The following is a 15,202-nucleotide window of genomic DNA, read 5'->3' as shown; positions in this document are numbered from 1 at the left end:
TTCACGTCGCCACCGTTGCTTGTATTCTGACAGTTCTGGCTTTGAGTGGAGGGCGGAATGGCTCTGATTTTCAGGCATGGCGTGTGGGCAGTGGCCGGTCTGATGGTCGCGACATTGGCGGCGCCGCTGCCGGCGCAGGCCGAGCGGCGGATGTGGCCGCAAGCGGCCGCAACGCACCCGATGGACGGGCTCACCACCGACGAAATCCGCTCGGTCTCCGATATCCTGCGCGGCGCCGGCAAGCTCGACGATTCGGCGCGGGTCGTCTCGATGTCGGTCGAGGAGGATCCCAAGGACGAGGTACGGGCGTGGAAGCCCGGACAGCCCTTCACGCGGCGGGCCAGCGCGACGCTGCTGAGCGGCGCACATCTCTACGAGGCCCATGTCGATCTCGCCGCGCGCAGCCTGCTCGGCTGGCAGGAAGTCAGGGATCACGAGGCTGCGCTGACCATCGACGAGCTGATCTCCGCCGGCGATCTGCCGAAGCAGGACCCGCGCTGGATCGCCGCGATGGCCAAGCGCGGCATCACCGATTTCCGCAACGTCATGTGTCTGCCGCTGACGGTCGGTCCGGTGAGCGACCCGGCCCTGAAAGGCCGCCGCCTGCTCAACGTTCCCTGTGTCGACACCACGGGCGCCGCCAACAATCTCTGGGGCAAGCCGATCGAGAACCTGTTCGCCCAGGTCGATCTCAAGAGCAAAACGGTGCTGTCGGTGACTGATCTCGGCGTGGTGCCGCCACCGCCGCAGACGCCCTCGCACGCCTATGCCGACTCCGGAACATATCGCAAGCCACCGAAGCCGATCGAAATCACCGCGCCTGAAGGCAGCAACGTGAAGGTGGAGGGCGGCCAGGTCCACTGGGACAACTGGTCGTTCCATGTCCGTCTCGAGCCGCGTGTCGGCGCCGTGCTGTCGCTGATCCGCTACGACGACCACGGCACGCTTCGCGACATCGCCTACCAGATTTCGGCGAGCGAGATGTTCGTGCCCTATATGGATCCGGCGCCGACCTGGTCGTTCCGCGCCTATATGGACATCGGTGAGTATGGCTTTGGCGTGCTCTCCAGCGAATTGCAGCGCGGCGCGGATTGTCCCGAAGGCGCGCATTATCTCGACCTGACGATCTCGGATACCAAGGGTGCGCCGGTCGTTTCCAAGGGCGCGGTCTGCATCTTCGAGCGCCCGACCGGCGATCCGATCTGGCGCCACAGCGAGCTGATCAACAACACCGCCGAGGTGCGGCCGAACAACGAGCTGGTGGTGCGGATGGCGCCGGTGGTCGGCAATTACGACTATCTGGTGGACTACGTGTTCGACCGTGCCGGCAATATCGATGTGCGGCTCGGCGCCTACGGCATCGATGCGACCAAGGGCGTCGCGAGCAAGACACTGAGCGACCCGACGGCGGCGCAAGATACCGCCTTTGGGACGCTGGTCGACGAACGGCTGCTCGCGGTCAATCACGATCACTACATGACGTTCCGGATCGACATGGACGTCGACGGCACCTCGAACCGGCTGGTCGAGGATCGCTTCAATGTCCGCCGGCTGGAGCAGGGTCAGCGCAAGAGCCTCTGGCAGGTCGACACCAGGCCGGTTGCGACCGAAGGGCCGATCACCATGCCGCTGAACGCGGCACAGTTCAGGATCGAGAGCACAGGCAAGACCAACAGCCGCGGCTATCGCACGAGCTATCAGCTGATGCCCGGTCACTCCGACGTCTCGCTGCTCGCCAAGGACGATCCGATCCAGCTGCGCGCGGGTTTCAGCGCCTACACGCTATGGACCTCGGCCTACGCCAAGAACGAGCGCTACGCCGCGGGCATGTATCCGAACGGAAACCCCGAGGTCGACGGCCTGCCGAAATGGACGGCGGCGAAGCGGCCGATCGAGGACCGCGACCTCGTGCTGTGGTACACGGTCGGCTTCCGCCACGTGCCGCGCGCCGAGGATTGGCCGGTTATGCCCGGCCTGTGGCATGGCTTCCGGCTGCGTCCGTTCAACTTCTTCGATCGCAATCCCGCGCTCGACGTGCCGCCGATGGTGAATGCCAGGGAGACGAAATGAGCGGCCGCGCGCGTTGCATCGGAGCGGTGGCCGGCGCGCTGCTGGCTTTGCTCGCGACAGGGCCGGCCGCTGCTGGCGCAGCGGCTGAAATCAGCATTGACGATGCGTCCTTGCTCTATCTGAGCAGCCGCGACTGGGAGCGCCAATCCGCGCCGCGCAAGGTCGCGCTGGCGGCCGATTTCATGCGCATCTTCTGCACCGACCAGAGTATGTCGGCCGCGTCGCTGGCCGATTGCCTCGACCGCGACAAGGCGGATGGCGCGCTGTTCGAGCGCGCCATGGCTTGCGTCAGCGTGCTGTCAACCGGCCGCTGAGAGGCCGGCGTCGATTCCTTCGGCGATCCGCCGAACGTCGGCCGACGTCAGGATCAGGGGCGGGGACAGGATCAGGTTGTTGCCGGAGACGCGCAGCATCACCCCGGCCTCGTAGGCCGCATCGGCGACCTTCGCCATCGTCTTCTTGTCGGCGGCCTTCTTGCTGTCGCGATCGGCGACCAGCTCGAGTGCGGCCATCAAACCCTTGCCTCTGACGTCGCCGACCAGCGTGTGCTTCGCCTTGAGCGCGGCAAGTGCCCGCGCAAGGTCCTCGCCGCGTGCGGCGGCATTCTCGTCCAGCTTGAGGCGGCGGGTCTCGGCGAGCGCCGCAAGGCCCGCGGCGCAGCCGACCGGATGGCCGGAATAGGTGTAGCCGTGGCCGATCGAGCCGAACGTGGTCGTGTCGGCCTCGAAAGCTTCCGCAACCTGCTCGCCGATCAGCGTCGCGCCGAGTGGGAAATAGCCCGAGGTGATCGCCTTGGCCATCGTCATCATGTCGGGTTTCACGCCCCAGAGCCGCGAACCCGACCATGCGCCGGTGCGCCCGAAACCGGTGACGACCTCGTCCGCGATCATCAGGATGCCGTGACGGTTGCAGATCTCGCGCGCCAGCTTCATGAAGCTGTCCGGCGGCACGATCACGCCGCCGGCCCCGAGCACCGGTTCCATGATGAAGGCCGCGATGGTGTCGGCGCCCTGGAACGCGATCTCCTCTTCCATCGCCGACGCGCACAGCTGCGCGAGTTTTGCGGGATCGGTCTCGTTGAAGGGATTGCGATAGGTCGACGGTGCGGGGATATGGAACACGCCGGGCAGCATCGGCTCGTAGTTGCGGCGGAAATTGGCGTTGCCGTTGACGGAGGCGCCGCCGAAATGGGTGCCGTGGTAGCCCTTCTTCAGCGCCAGGAACTTGGTGCGGTCGGCCTGGCCCTTGATCTTCCAGTATTGCCGCGCGAGCCGTAGCGCGGTCTCGACCGAGTCCGATCCGCCCGAGGTGAAGAAAGCGCGCACCATGCCTTCCGGCTTGAACCATTCGGTGAGCTCGTAGGCGAGCTCGATCGAGGGGCCGGATGAGGTGCCGCGGAAGCCCGAATAATACGGCAGCGCGCTGAGCTGGTCCGCGATCGCCTGCTTGATCGGATCGCAGCTGTAGCCGAGATTGACATTCCACAATCCACCGACCGCATCGATCACGGTCTTGCCGTCGATATCGGTGACTTCGACGCCTTCGCCCTTCATCACGATCCGCGGCGGCTGCGCCCGCATCTCGGCGGGATGAGCCATCGGGTGCCAGATCGGCTTGGCGTTGTTCTCAACCAGGAAGTTTCTGTCGCGCATGATCGTTCCCTGTCCGGTTGGAGCCTTTTTCGTTCCGATGGAATCGGGACCGAGCTCCAGATTCTGGTCTTGACGCGTTTTCTTCACGCGAACCGGTACCCGCTTCGCTCGAAAGCGCTTTAGTCGAACTGCAGCCCGAAATGCCGCAGCGCCTCGCTGTAGGACGTGGCAGGATTGCGCACATCGAACAGCACCGTGCGCATGTTGCATGCGGCGGCGCCTGCGATGTTGCGGCGCTGGTCGTCGACGAAGACGCAATTGTCTGCCTCCAGCGCCAGTTCGTCCAGCACGCTTTGATAGGCGCGAGGGTCGGGTTTCAGGATTCCGGTATGCGTGGCATCGACGATGGTGTCGAAGCGCTTGAGGATGGAGAGGCGGCTGCGGAAATCGGCGCCGTAGAACAGGTCGAGCTCGTTCGAGAGGATGGCGAGCCGGTACCCGGCATCGGCGGCGAGGGTGATTGCGCGCGCTGCCTCGGGGCGGATCACGGTGTCGGGATCGGCGCCGCGCGCGCGTTTCACGAAGGTCTCCATGTCGCGCCAGTCCTCGCCGACCAGGCGCCCGACCTCGCGGCTGCGGGTCAGCCAGTAGTCGCGTTCCGAAATCTCGCCGAGCTGCATGCTCGTCCAGAGCGGATCGCTGTCGGGCGCGAACGGTCCGAGCCATTTCAGTGTGCAGGGGGCGAGTCCGAGCGTGCGCTCGGTCAGGTCGTGGGTCTCGAACAATGTCTTCGAGATTACCCCGCCGAAGTCGAGCACCAGCGCCTGGGCAAGCGGCCTCCTCATGCGGCAGCCGTGGTGCGGCCGCGAGGGACAATGCCGGCAGCGACCCATCGGTCGAAGATGCCGAGCACCGTTTCGTTGAATGCGGCGCTGTTGATGTGATCCTTGATCTCGTGCAGCTCGACCGGCGCCTGGATCGCCGATCGCATGGCGTCGACGAAGGCGGCGAGGGCGTCGGGATCGTGCAACGCTTCGCCTTCGCGATCCCATTGCTGGATGCCGCCGGCGGGCAGCACGAAGGCAACGGGAGCGTTGGCCTGGGACAGTTTCCCGGCAATCGCGCGGGCAATCCGTTGGCGATCGGTGGATCCCGACGTTGCCGACGCAAGCAGCCGGTTATGCGCGTGGAATGGACGATCCGACAGCTCGCTCGGAACCCCAAGCCATGCCGGGAAGTCGACCATGTCGATCGCCCCCGGCGCGACGATCTGTGGAATGCCGGCTCTGCCTGCATTCTCAAGCCTGTCAGCGCCGGAATTGACCACCGAGCCAGTGAGCTGGTTGGCGACCTCCTGCAGGCTGAGGTCCAGCACCGCGGCAAAGCCGCCTTGCGCGGCGATCGATTCCATCGCGCGGCCGCCCATGCCGGTGGTGTGGAAGACGACCACCTCGTAGCCGCGCCGCTCGAGCTGCGGCTTGAGCTCGACCATATAGCGTAGGCAGCTCTTGCCGAGCGAGGTGATCGCAACGACCGGCCGGTCTTTGCGCGGCCTGATTGCGCTTCTGGCGGCGCCGACGATCGCGCCGCAGGCTTGCGACAGCACGGCGGTGCAGGTGCCGTTGAGGCCGTAGAGACCGCCGGCCCATAGGATCATCATCAGATCGGCGGCGACGCGCTCGGGCGGGATCAGATGCGAGAAGGCGACGGTTGAGACGATCAGCTTCGGCAGGCCGAGCGGCAGCGCCTGCGCGACGTCGAGCGCAAGGTCGGTGCCCATCGTGCCGCCGATCGCGATCACGCCGTCGATGGCATCGCGCTCCGCGAGCGCGCGCGCCAGATTGGCGGCGCCGACCGCCATCAGTGACATCGCGGAATTCTCGTCGCCGCTCGATGTGATCGCCTCGATCGTGGTCTGTGCGGCGGCCGCCACCGCGTGCTTGTCATGTGCCGCCTGGTACGGCGGATCGCCGAGCACGCTGATGTCCATCATGACGGTTCGGCCACCGGCGCGCGCGATGCACTCGCTCATGAACAGCAGTTCGTCGGCCTTGGTGTCTCCCGTTCCGATCAGGAGAATGCGGGGCTGCGTCATCTCAGGCATGACCTTCGGCTCGCCGGCAAGCGTAAGGGATGGTGACAACCGGTTTGGATAACGCAGGCGGAGCGCTCGGCCATCGTGCGATCACGCTATGGGGGCGCGCCTTGCCGTGACATCCACCTATCGGTTGATTGCTGCCAAAGCCTTGATTTGGCGAGGATTGCGCGGTGCCAGCGGTCTCGCTCGGAAGCCGCCTTTGTCATCGTCATAATTGTCTCGCATGCAGCAAGCCCAGATCGATCGACTACGCGCGGCCGTCATTCCGGCTCAGCAGCTCTTCATCGGCGGCCGGCCGGCGCCGGCGATCAGCGAGGCGCGGCTTGATGTCGTGTCGCCGATCGACGGCAAGGTATTGACCAGCATAGCTGACGGCGACGTGGCCGATGTCGACGCCGCGGTCAGACATGCGCGGCAGGCCTTCGAGCAGGGCAGCTGGTCGCGTGCGGCGCCGGCGCAGCGCAAGAAGGTGTTGCTGCGGTTCGCCGATCTCATCGAGCGGCACGCGCTCGAGATTGCGGTGCTCGGCGTGCGCGACAACGGCACCGAGATCAGCATGGCCTACAAGGCCGAGCCGCTCTCGGCCGCCGGCACCATCCGGTACTACGCCGAGGCGATCGACAAGGTCTATGGCGAGATCGCGCCGACCTCAGGCGATGTGCTCGGGCTCGTGCATCGCGAGCCGCTTGGTGTCGTCGGCGTGATCGTGCCGTGGAATTTCCCGCTGATGATCGGAGCGTGGAAGATCGGCCCGGCGCTCGCCGCCGGAAATTCGGTCGTGGTCAAGCCGCCGGAGCTTGCCTCGCTGACGCTGTTGCGGCTTGCCGAGCTCGCGACCGAGGCGGGGTTGCCCGACGGCGTGCTCAACGTCGTCACCGGCCGCGGCGCATCGGCCGGCGAGGCGCTTGCGCTGCACATGGATGTCGATGTGCTTGCCTTCACCGGCTCGGGTGCGGTGGGCCGGCGTCTCCTGGAATGCTCGGCGCGATCGAACTTGAAGCGCGTCCATCTGGAGCTTGGCGGCAAGTCGCCCAACATCGTGTTCGCCGATGTGCCCGACATCAAGCATGCGGCCAAGGTGTCTGCGAGCGGGATCTTCCGAAACTCCGGCCAGGTCTGCGTCGCCGGATCGCGGCTCCTGGTGCAGTCCTCGATCTATGATCGCTTCATGGCCGAGCTGCTTGACACCACCGCGAAGCTCCGCGTCGGCGATCCCCTCGAATTGACCTCGGATATCGGCGCCATCGCGAGCAAACCGCAGCTGGGCAAGAATCTGGATGCCGTTGCCCATGCGGAAGCGGAGGGCGCGAAGCGGCTGATCGGCGGCGAGCGGATCCGCGTCGAGAGCGGCGGCAACTTCATGGCGCCTACGATCCTCACCGAGGTGACGCCGTCGATGCAGGTCTGGTGCGAGGAAGTGTTCGGCCCGGTGCTCGCAGTCACGCGGTTCGAGGGCGAGGAAGATGCCACAGCGCTCGCCAATGCGACCCCCTATGGATTGGCGTCGGCGGTATGGACCGCAAGTCTGTCGATGGCGCATCGCATGGTGCGCGCCATCAAGGCCGGCGTCGTGCACGTCAACGCCTATGGCGGCGCTGACATCACGGTGCCGCTCGGCGGCTTCAAGCAATCCGGCTTCGGACGCGACAAGTCGCTGCACGCCCTCGACGCCTATACCGACCTCAAGACCGCCTGGATCGCGCTATGACAGCTGCAACTGCCGAACGCACCGGCGTTTTGAACCGATTGCTCGATGCCGAGCAGGAGCGCTTTCGCGCGCTGCACCCGCGATCGGCCGCAGCCTGGCAGGAGGGAAGGCAGCACTACCTTTACGGCGGCCCGTCGCACTGGATGCGGCGCTGGGCCGGCGGCTTCCCGGTTTATGCCGAGGAGGCGCAGGGTGCGCATATCCGGGACATCGACGGCCGCGACTACATCGATTTCTGCCTTGGCGACACCGGCGGCATGTGTGGCCACGCGCCCGAGGCGGTGACCGAGGCGGCGCTCGCTCAGCTCAAGCGTGGCGCAACCATGATGCTGCCGACGGAAGACAGTATCTGGGTCGGCGCCGAACTGTCTCGCCGCTTTGGCCCGAAATACTGGACGCTGACGACGTCGGCGACCGATGCCAACCGCGCCGCGATCCGCATCTCGCGCATGATCACCGGCCGGCGCAAGGTGCTGGTGTTCTCCGGCTGCTACCATGGCGGCGTCGAGGAGGCGCATGTCGAGATTCGCGACGGCCGCGTCGGCCTGCGCAACATGATTCATCCCAACGGCATCGATCATGATGCGGTGAGCCGGGTCGTTGAATTCAACGATGTTGCGGGCCTCGAGGCGGCGCTTGCGCATGGCGACGTCGCCTGCGTGCTGACCGAGCCGCTGATGACAAATTTCGGCATGATCCCGGTCGATCCCGGTTTTCACCATGCGTTGCGGGACCTGACCCGCCGCGCCGGCACCGTCCTCATCATCGACGAGACCCACACACTGTCCTGCGGACCGGGCGGCTACACGAGGAGCCATGGACTCGAGCCCGACATCTTCGTCGCGGGCAAGGCGATCGCGGGCGGCATCCCTGCCGGCGTGTTCGGGCTCAGCCAGGAGATCGCCGAGCGGCTCTGGAAACTCGTTCCCCACGTCAATCCGCGCGAGCGGCAATCGGCGCATCTCGGCTTCGGCGGCACGCTCGCCGGCAACGCGCTGACAGTCGCGACCATGCGCGCGGTGCTGGAGAAGGTGCTGACCTCTGCGAATTACGAGCGGATGATCGGAACCGCGACCTGGCTCGCGCAGGAAGCGCGCCGGCTGATCGCAGCGGCCGGTCTGCCCTGGCACGTCACGCAGATCGGCGCGCGCGCCGAGATCATGTTCATGCCGCAGCCGCCACGCAGCGGCGCCGACGTCATTGCCGGCCGGCAACCCGATCTCGAGACCCTACTGCATGCGTTCTACATCAACGAGGGCATTCTGGTGACCCCGTTCCACACCATGCTGCTGATGTGTCCGGCGACGTCCGCGCGCGACGTCGACAAGCACACGGCGGTGTTGGCGCAGTTCATCGCCTTGCTGCGCGGCGCCGGAGCGATCTGATGCAGGTGTCTCAGTTCAATCTTGACGGTCGCATCGCCATCGTCACCGGCGGGGGCAGGGGGATCGGCGCCGCCATCGTGAGACGGCTCGCGGAGGCCGGCGCGACCGTGGTGATCGCCAACCGGACGCTTGATGTGGCCGAGGCGTTGGCGCGCGAACTCGTGGCCGATGGACAGGCGGCGCATTGCGTTCCGTTCGACAGGCTCGATCGCGGCAGCTTGCGGGCGATGATCGACGGTGTCGTCGCCAAATACGGCCGGCTCGATATCGTCGTGCACAATGCCGGCGGTTGCCCGTGGTCCTCGCTTGAGGAGCTCGATGAAGCGAAGCTCGAGGATACGCTGGCGCTGAACCTCAACGCCAGTATCTGGCTCGTGCAGGCCGCAATTCCGCACATGCGTGCCGTCAGGTTCGGGCGCATCCTCGTGACATCCTCGGTCTCCGCGCGCGTCGCGATGGGCGGCGGCGCGCATTACTCGGCGGCGAAGGCCGGCGTCAACGCATTCATCCGCGGCGCCGCCTTTGAGCTCGCGCGCGACGGCATCACGGTCAACGGCGTCGAGGCCGGCTTCATCGAAAAGCCGGGCCGCGGCACCATGAGCGCGCCGGAGAACAAGGCGAAGCTCGAGCGCTTCATTCCGATGGGGCACATGGGTAGCGCCGACGACATCGCCTGCGCGATGCTCTATCTCGCCTCCACCGAGGCCAAATACGTCACCGGGCAGACCATCGTCGTCGACGGCGGCTCGACGCTGCCGGAGACCGGATTCGCCGTCGAGCGGCAGTGGGGAGTCTAGATGAGCATGATCTTCTCGGAAAACCGGTTTCCACTTTTCCGGATCATGCTCTGATGCCGCGGCTCGACGGAAAGACGGCGCTGGTGACCGGCGCGGCCACGGGAATCGGCCGGGCCACGGCGGCGCTGCTGGCGTTGAGCGGTGCGCGCGTCGTGCTGTTCGGCCTCGGTAACGCCGAGCTTCAGGCCGCAGCAGCGGAGTGCGGCGGGCAGGCAATCCATGGCGACGTCACGCGTCCGGACGACATCGCCAACGCCGTCGCCGCCTGCGGGGCGTGGCTCGACATCGTGGTCAACGCCGCCGGCCTGATCGTGCCGGATCAGCCCGCCAGCGTCTCCGACGAGGTCTGGGCCAAAACGCTTGACGTCAACCTCACGGGCACGATGCGTGTCTGTCGCGCGTCCCTGCCGCTGCTCCGGCAGCGCGGCGGCGCGATCGTGAACGTCGCCTCGGTTGCCGCGTTCAATGCGAGCCCGGACAGCGCAAGCTACGCCGCCAGCAAGGCGGCCGTCGTCGCCTATACGCGCTCGCTGGCCTATGCGCACGGCGCCGACGGCATCCGCGCCAATGCGGTGGCGCCGGGCTGGGTGCGCACGCCGATGAGCGCCCATGAAATGCAGCTGCTCGCGGACCAGAACGGCACCACGGTCAATGCCGAGATTCGCGGCGTCGAACGACGCATTGCCCTGGGACGGATGGCCGAGCCCGCCGAGATCGCCGCGTGCTGCCTGTTTCTGGCCTCCGACGAGGCGTCCTTCGTGACCGGCGCGGTGCTGGTCGCCGACGGCGGCGGCCGCGCGCCGACGCAGAATTGCGCGGTGTAGGCGGCCGGTTGGCGTCTCGGGCAGGCGGCCGGCACCTGTCCGTAGCGGGTGAAGATGTCGTGTTTTTGTAGCTCGTGATCTGTCGCCTTCGTTTCTGATTTGCAGGGGAGCCGGAAGGCGGGGACGGCTTTCCCTGATTGATCATGCCACGGCTGTTGTGGCGGTTTTAGCCCTGTGGGTGAGTTTCTTTGTTCGACTTGAAGCCCGTTTCTCCGTCCCGACCCGCGCTTTCTCGACGGCGGCGCGCGCAGGAGCGGTCAAGGACGCGCGCTTGCGCGCCCGCCAGGGCTTGTCCTTGACGGCTCCGAGCACGCCGCCAGGCTGAAGCGCGTCGGGGCTGATCTGCTGTCCGTCAGGCGCAAACCTCGCCAATCGATGCGGTCCAAGGAACACGCTGACGGTGCCATCGGGATACTCATGGAGGCGCACCACAGCCTTGACGAAGTGAGGCCTGAGCCGGCTCTGCGGCAGCTGCAGCCGCCGACCGTTCCATGCGATGGTATTGTCGTTGGCGACGGTTCGCTCCTCGATCACGCACAGCGCCTCGCGCCAGGCCTCATGCCGGTCGGCCACGAATGCCGTGCCTTCCTGTTCGGGCTTGATCGCAAACGCGGCGTTGTGCCCGGGGATGTAATGCGCCTTCAGCCACGCGTTGGCAGCCTCAACCGTCGTGATCCCGGCAAGCCGCAGCTCCTTCGGCAGCCGATCCTGCAAGGTGCCGAACACCCGCTCGGAACGCCCGCGCGCCTGCGGCGAATAGGCTGCGATATGCTCGATCCCAAGATGCGACAAAGCCCGTCCCACCTGGGTTTGTTGCGTCTTCGAGACCTTCTCGCCAGCTTTTGGGGTCAGGAAATAATGGCTGCCGCGGTCGGTGTAGAGCGCGCAGAACAGGCCATGCTCGCCAATCACTTCGCGCAAGGCCTGGAAGGTCGAGGCCGTTCCTTCTTCCTCGACCAGCACCATCGAGTAGATCTCGCTGGTCGCATCGTCCATCGTGACGATCAGGTCCCTCGCGGGCAGGCCTTCGATCCAAACGTGGCGCGATCCGTCCTGGTGCAGCAGCATGCCCCGAAGCGGCCGCCGCGGCCGCTTCTTGCGGTGCGCCGAACGCTTCGGAGCCTTCCGCACCAGCCCCGCCGCGTGCAGCGCCAGCTTCGTCACCGTATAGCCCAGCACATAGTCGTGCCGCTTTTGCATCTGCTCGTGGAAGTGCTTCACCGTGAAGTCCGCGTACTTGTCCCGGTACAGCGCAAGCATCCGTTCCAGCGCCTCCTCCTGCGCCCGCCGTGGCGAACGACGCCCCAGCCGGCGGTCGACAAGCCCGTCGTCGCCCTCCGCCTCATAGCGCTCCGCCCAGCGTTGAAACGTCCGAACACTGATCCCAAGAACCTCCGATGCTGCCTCCTGCGTCAGTTCCTTCGCCTCCGTCCGATCCAGCAAATCTGAAAACCGCATCCGTCGTACACCCTCGTGAATGGATGCCGTGCCCATCGTGCCCCCCTTGTTCCGGAGCACCGAAAACACGACACTTCACGAGCTACAAACAGGCGACAGATCACGAGCTACTGACAGCAGGCGGCCGGCACCTTGATAACGACCGGCGGATTTGGCACTCTCGTGCGGTCACGTCATTCGATCGAGGGGCGTTATGAACAAGTCATTTTCCGTGATCATTGCCGCGGCCGCTTCAATCGTCGTTCTGTCTTCGACGGCGGCGCGATGCGGCGACTACTATCCGTTTGGCGATCCGCCGTATCGGCTGGACTACGTGCAAGAGCCCCAGATCGTATCGGGCTGCTGGAAATGGAATTGGCAGCTGTACCAGTGGCAGGACTACTGCCCGGTCTACGTCAATCCGAAGGCGTATATGTTCTCGCGCTCGTCGCGCGTCGTGCTCCGCACCAAGGGGTGAGGAGAGTTCGGCTGCTTGAGGTGCTCTGCGTCACGCCCATTGCAGCGACGCAGAGCGCGCCCTCATGAATGCGCGATGGTGCACGCCACCTGGTGGCGCTTGCCGAAGTTGAGCAGCGCGTTTTCCCGGAAGCCGTCCAGCCAGACGCCGCGGCCCGCATAGCGATAGCCGACGCCCATCGGAACGTGCCGCACATGGATGCCGCCACGGCCGGTGAGCAGGGAGGCCGTGACCACTTCGCCCTCGACCGACACAGCGCGCGGGCACAGCGGATATTGATGGCCGTTCTCGCAGGTGAAGACGATCTCGGTGCAGGTGCCGACCGGTGCTTTTGTGACCAGGCCAAGGTCCGCTGCCGCCGCCGGCCCGGAGTTGCCGAACAACGTTGCACCCAACGCCAAAATGCCTGCGACCGTGTAGCCAAACCGAATACGCATCAGTGCCCCCTCGTCCAGCGATAGGCTAAGTAATTGAAGAAAATATCTCGCGCTAAATGAGCAAAAAAAACCTCTGAGGTCAAACCTCTCTGCCCAATGCGGTGCGGGGGAGATCGGCCGGCGCCATCGCGAATGGCGTGTCAGGTGTTGCAAGTTTGCTGCAGTAAGTCTGAATTCGGCTGCAAGCTGCCCGGTAGCGTTAATGCGCCTTTACTGGCCACAATTCGCCCTGCAAGTGGTGTGATGTATTGAGTCGTGTTCCGGAGATTGCTTCAATGCGCTGACCGGATCGCATCACGAACGCATTCGGACGGACATCGGGGGTGGGAATGGACTTCCGTGGTGGCATTGCACGTTCGCTACTGACCCTGATGATTGTCTCATTGCCTGCGCTGGCAGCTCATGCACAGACTCAGGCTCCTCAACCGGCGAACGGCCGGGCAGCGGCGGCGCAGCCGGCTCAGGGCGATCAAGCCTTTTCTGGCCCGAGCTTCCGCAAAGGTCTGTGGCGCTTCGTGCGAACGCTCGATGTGGTCAGGACGGCCAACAAGAACTTCAAGTATCGGATGGTCAACGCGGAGACGACGCGCTGCGTCGACCCGACCCACGCCATGAAGGCGACCTTTGCCTCGGGATCGATCGGAAGCTGCGTCTCGGACAAGCCGGAGAAGGTCGGTAATCAATACACCTTCGGACACCGCTGCGATTACATGGGGACGGTCAGCACCGTCATCACCGTGCGCAGCGACGAGGCCTATACCGAGCTGAACGAGATCAGCACCGGAGAGCATCCCCGGACCGACACGGTCGTCGCGACAAGGATCGGCGACTGCGACGACGGTAGCGCGGCCAAGATTGAGGCCAAGTCCGAGGCCAAGACTGACAAGTCCGCTGCGGCGGCTTTGCAGCACTAGCTGGCAATCAAACGGCAGTGGCGGCGGACGAGGCGTCCATTTGTCCCCGACGACGCAGACGCTGCGCTTCCTTTCGCGCCGAAGCTGCCCCGGCCTGAAGCAACCGGGCATTCACCGTGTTTGGCGCAAGAGCTCGTGAGAGCGTCGAGGAAAGGCCAAGCATTTACGGGGTCTTAACACGAAATGCTCCTGAATGATGTGAGGTTGGACGTGCTTCAAGCGAAGTCACGCGATCCGCGTCAATCGGCCGGTTAGGGATTCAATAATGACATCGCGTGAGGGCTTCGCCCCGTCGAAGATCTTCGCATCCGCGCTTGGCGTCGTGACCGCGCTTTCGGTGTTCGTGCTCGCCTCCCCGAGCGCCATGGCGGAGGAGGGATTCAGCGGGCCGACCTTCCGAAAGGGAATGTGGCGCTTCGTGCGGACGCTGGAAATCGCCACGTCCTCGAACATCCGGCAAACGCTGCTCGAACGCGAAATGACGCGCTGTGTCGATCCAACCCAGGCGATGAAGGCGACCTTCTCATCTCCGTCCGTTGGAAATTGCCACTCTTCGCGGCCGGAGAAGATCAACAACAAATACGTCTTCTCCAACCGCTGCGACTATCTCGGACCGGTCAGCACCGTCATCACGGTTCTCAGCGACGAGGCCTATACCGAGGTCAACAAAACCAATGTTGGTCAGGCACCGCGGACCGACCGGGTGGTTGCCCGCCGAATCAGCGATTGCCACGAGGATAGAGCTTCGCTCAGGCAGCCGGCCTCCGCACCGAGCGAGGTGTCGTTGCAGCTGGACGAAGCCGAGGGCGAGCCGCTGTAAGGCGATTGGTCGGCGCGCGGGCCTCAGATCGCCGGCAACACCCATCAGATCTTCTGCTGCCCGCCTGGTGCACTCACCTTGACGGTGATCTTCTGAATTTCGGTTCGCCCGCCCTGGTACTTGACCTCGATGGTCAGCGCGTCATCGCCGAGAAATTCCGGCGGCGCCTTGTAGAAGGCGACATAGGCCGGCACCTCGAGCGCCAGGCAGGCCTTGTAATTGGTGGCCTTCGCCTTCGCCGACTTCACCACAACCTTTCCGGCAGCCGGCGCAGTGACCAGGCGGATGGTCGGCAGCGGCCCCGACGTGCAATCAGGTAACACGTTGAGATAGAGGCCAATCTGGGTGTCCCGGTTGGCCAGGGCGCGAACCTGGCGCTCGACCGTGGTCTCCTGGGGGACAGGTTGTGCGGGGGCTTGCGCGGCCGCCGCGCCGAAACATCCCCAAATCAGGACAGCGGCACACGCCTGAAGAATCACCCGCATCGACTGCTGCTCCAAATCGCCGGGAAGGACGAACGGGGCCGGGGAAATACTGCCTTTGGCCAAGTTAATCCGGCTAAGCCCTTGTTCTTTCAGCTTCGACCTGTCCGATCTTTACCACACTTCCACGGAAAGCATTGATTAACCAAATACATTTCTT

General features: G+C 65.1%; 15 protein-coding genes. 9 read left to right on the top strand and 6 right to left on the bottom strand.

What is annotated here, in order from left to right; genetic code table 11:
* The first annotated feature begins 57 nt into the window (after positions 1–57).
* A complete protein-coding gene (locus J2R76_RS12650; RefSeq protein ID WP_253624074.1) occupies positions 58–2,070 on the top strand; it encodes a tyramine oxidase in 2,013 nt (670 codons plus the stop codon).
* Entirely contained in the window at positions 2,067–2,384 is a 318-nt protein-coding gene (locus J2R76_RS12645) for a hypothetical protein (protein WP_141339924.1), read from the top strand. The genes J2R76_RS12650 and J2R76_RS12645 overlap by 4 nt, the downstream gene beginning before the upstream one ends.
* Here the strand turns inward: J2R76_RS12645 and J2R76_RS12640 are convergent.
* From J2R76_RS12640 to J2R76_RS12630, 3 genes are all read right to left on the bottom strand, one after another.
* On the bottom strand, positions 2,370–3,722 hold the full coding sequence (locus J2R76_RS12640) for an aminotransferase class III-fold pyridoxal phosphate-dependent enzyme (protein WP_141339925.1): 1,353 nt from the start codon (positions 3,720–3,722) through the stop codon (positions 2,370–2,372). The two genes, J2R76_RS12645 and J2R76_RS12640, sit on opposite strands and share 15 nt — an antisense overlap.
* Positions 3,723–3,841: 119 nt before the next feature.
* Positions 3,842–4,507, bottom strand: coding sequence for an HAD family hydrolase (locus J2R76_RS12635; protein WP_253624073.1), 666 nt, complete (start codon positions 4,505–4,507; stop codon positions 3,842–3,844).
* Positions 4,504–5,766: a Tm-1-like ATP-binding domain-containing protein gene (locus tag J2R76_RS12630; RefSeq protein ID WP_253624072.1), complete on the bottom strand. Its 1,263-nt coding sequence runs from the start codon at positions 5,764–5,766 to the stop codon at positions 4,504–4,506. Before J2R76_RS12630 ends, J2R76_RS12635 begins: the two co-directional genes overlap by 4 nt.
* Before the next feature lie 217 nt (positions 5,767–5,983).
* Here J2R76_RS12630 and J2R76_RS12625 point away from each other — a divergent pair, with 217 nt between their 5' ends.
* The 4 genes from J2R76_RS12625 to J2R76_RS12610 are packed head-to-tail and all read left to right on the top strand — an operon-like array spanning position 5,984 to position 10,474.
* Positions 5,984–7,468 carry an aldehyde dehydrogenase gene (locus J2R76_RS12625; RefSeq protein WP_253624071.1) on the top strand — a complete coding sequence of 495 codons (1,485 nt, stop codon included), beginning with the start codon at positions 5,984–5,986 and terminating at the stop codon, positions 7,466–7,468.
* Positions 7,465–8,853, top strand: coding sequence for a transaminase (locus tag J2R76_RS12620; RefSeq protein WP_253624070.1), 1,389 nt, complete (start codon positions 7,465–7,467; stop codon positions 8,851–8,853). The genes J2R76_RS12625 and J2R76_RS12620 overlap by 4 nt, the downstream gene beginning before the upstream one ends.
* Positions 8,853–9,650, top strand: coding sequence for an SDR family oxidoreductase (locus J2R76_RS12615; protein WP_253624069.1), 798 nt, complete (start codon positions 8,853–8,855; stop codon positions 9,648–9,650). The genes J2R76_RS12620 and J2R76_RS12615 overlap by 1 nt, the downstream gene beginning before the upstream one ends.
* Positions 9,651–9,703: 53 nt before the next feature.
* Positions 9,704–10,474: an SDR family NAD(P)-dependent oxidoreductase gene (locus J2R76_RS12610; protein ID WP_253624068.1), complete on the top strand. Its 771-nt coding sequence runs from the start codon at positions 9,704–9,706 to the stop codon at positions 10,472–10,474.
* Positions 10,475–10,615: 141 nt separating this feature from the next.
* On the opposite strand, the gene J2R76_RS12605 is transcribed toward J2R76_RS12610, so the two are convergent.
* Positions 10,616–11,932, bottom strand: a complete 1,317-nt coding sequence (locus J2R76_RS12605) for an ISNCY family transposase (protein WP_253624067.1) — start codon at positions 11,930–11,932, stop codon at positions 10,616–10,618.
* Positions 11,933–12,125: 193 nt separating this feature from the next.
* On the opposite strand from J2R76_RS12605, the gene J2R76_RS12600 reads away from it, so the two are divergent.
* Positions 12,126–12,389 (top strand): hypothetical protein, encoded by a 264-nt coding sequence (locus tag J2R76_RS12600; protein ID WP_076826182.1) that lies wholly within the window; start codon positions 12,126–12,128, stop codon positions 12,387–12,389.
* Between the two features lie 62 nt (positions 12,390–12,451).
* On the opposite strand, the gene J2R76_RS12595 is transcribed toward J2R76_RS12600, so the two are convergent.
* Positions 12,452–12,826 carry a hypothetical protein gene (locus J2R76_RS12595; RefSeq protein ID WP_016845748.1) on the bottom strand — a complete coding sequence of 125 codons (375 nt, stop codon included), beginning with the start codon at positions 12,824–12,826 and terminating at the stop codon, positions 12,452–12,454.
* 329 nt (positions 12,827–13,155) lie between these two features.
* On the opposite strand from J2R76_RS12595, the gene J2R76_RS12590 reads away from it, so the two are divergent.
* Together J2R76_RS12590 and J2R76_RS12585 are read left to right on the top strand one after the other, a co-directional pair.
* Complete coding sequence (locus J2R76_RS12590; RefSeq protein WP_158074169.1) at positions 13,156–13,740, top strand: DUF3617 family protein; 585 nt, start codon at positions 13,156–13,158, stop codon at positions 13,738–13,740.
* A 265-nt stretch (positions 13,741–14,005) separates the two neighbouring features.
* The gene (locus tag J2R76_RS12585) at positions 14,006–14,560 is read left to right on the top strand and encodes a DUF3617 family protein (protein WP_253624066.1); all 555 of its coding nucleotides are present in this window, start codon (positions 14,006–14,008) and stop codon (positions 14,558–14,560) included.
* Between the two features lie 44 nt (positions 14,561–14,604).
* On the opposite strand, the gene J2R76_RS12580 is transcribed toward J2R76_RS12585, so the two are convergent.
* Positions 14,605–15,108, bottom strand: a complete 504-nt coding sequence (locus J2R76_RS12580) for a hypothetical protein (RefSeq protein WP_253609349.1) — start codon at positions 15,106–15,108, stop codon at positions 14,605–14,607.
* Between the last annotated feature and the right edge of the window lie 94 nt (positions 15,109–15,202).

The sequence above is a fragment of the Bradyrhizobium sp. USDA 4532 genome, assembly GCF_024171315.1.
Lineage (GTDB): Bacteria > Pseudomonadota > Alphaproteobacteria > Rhizobiales > Xanthobacteraceae > Bradyrhizobium > Bradyrhizobium australafricanum.
This window is presented reverse-complemented; position numbering and strand designations above follow the sequence as displayed.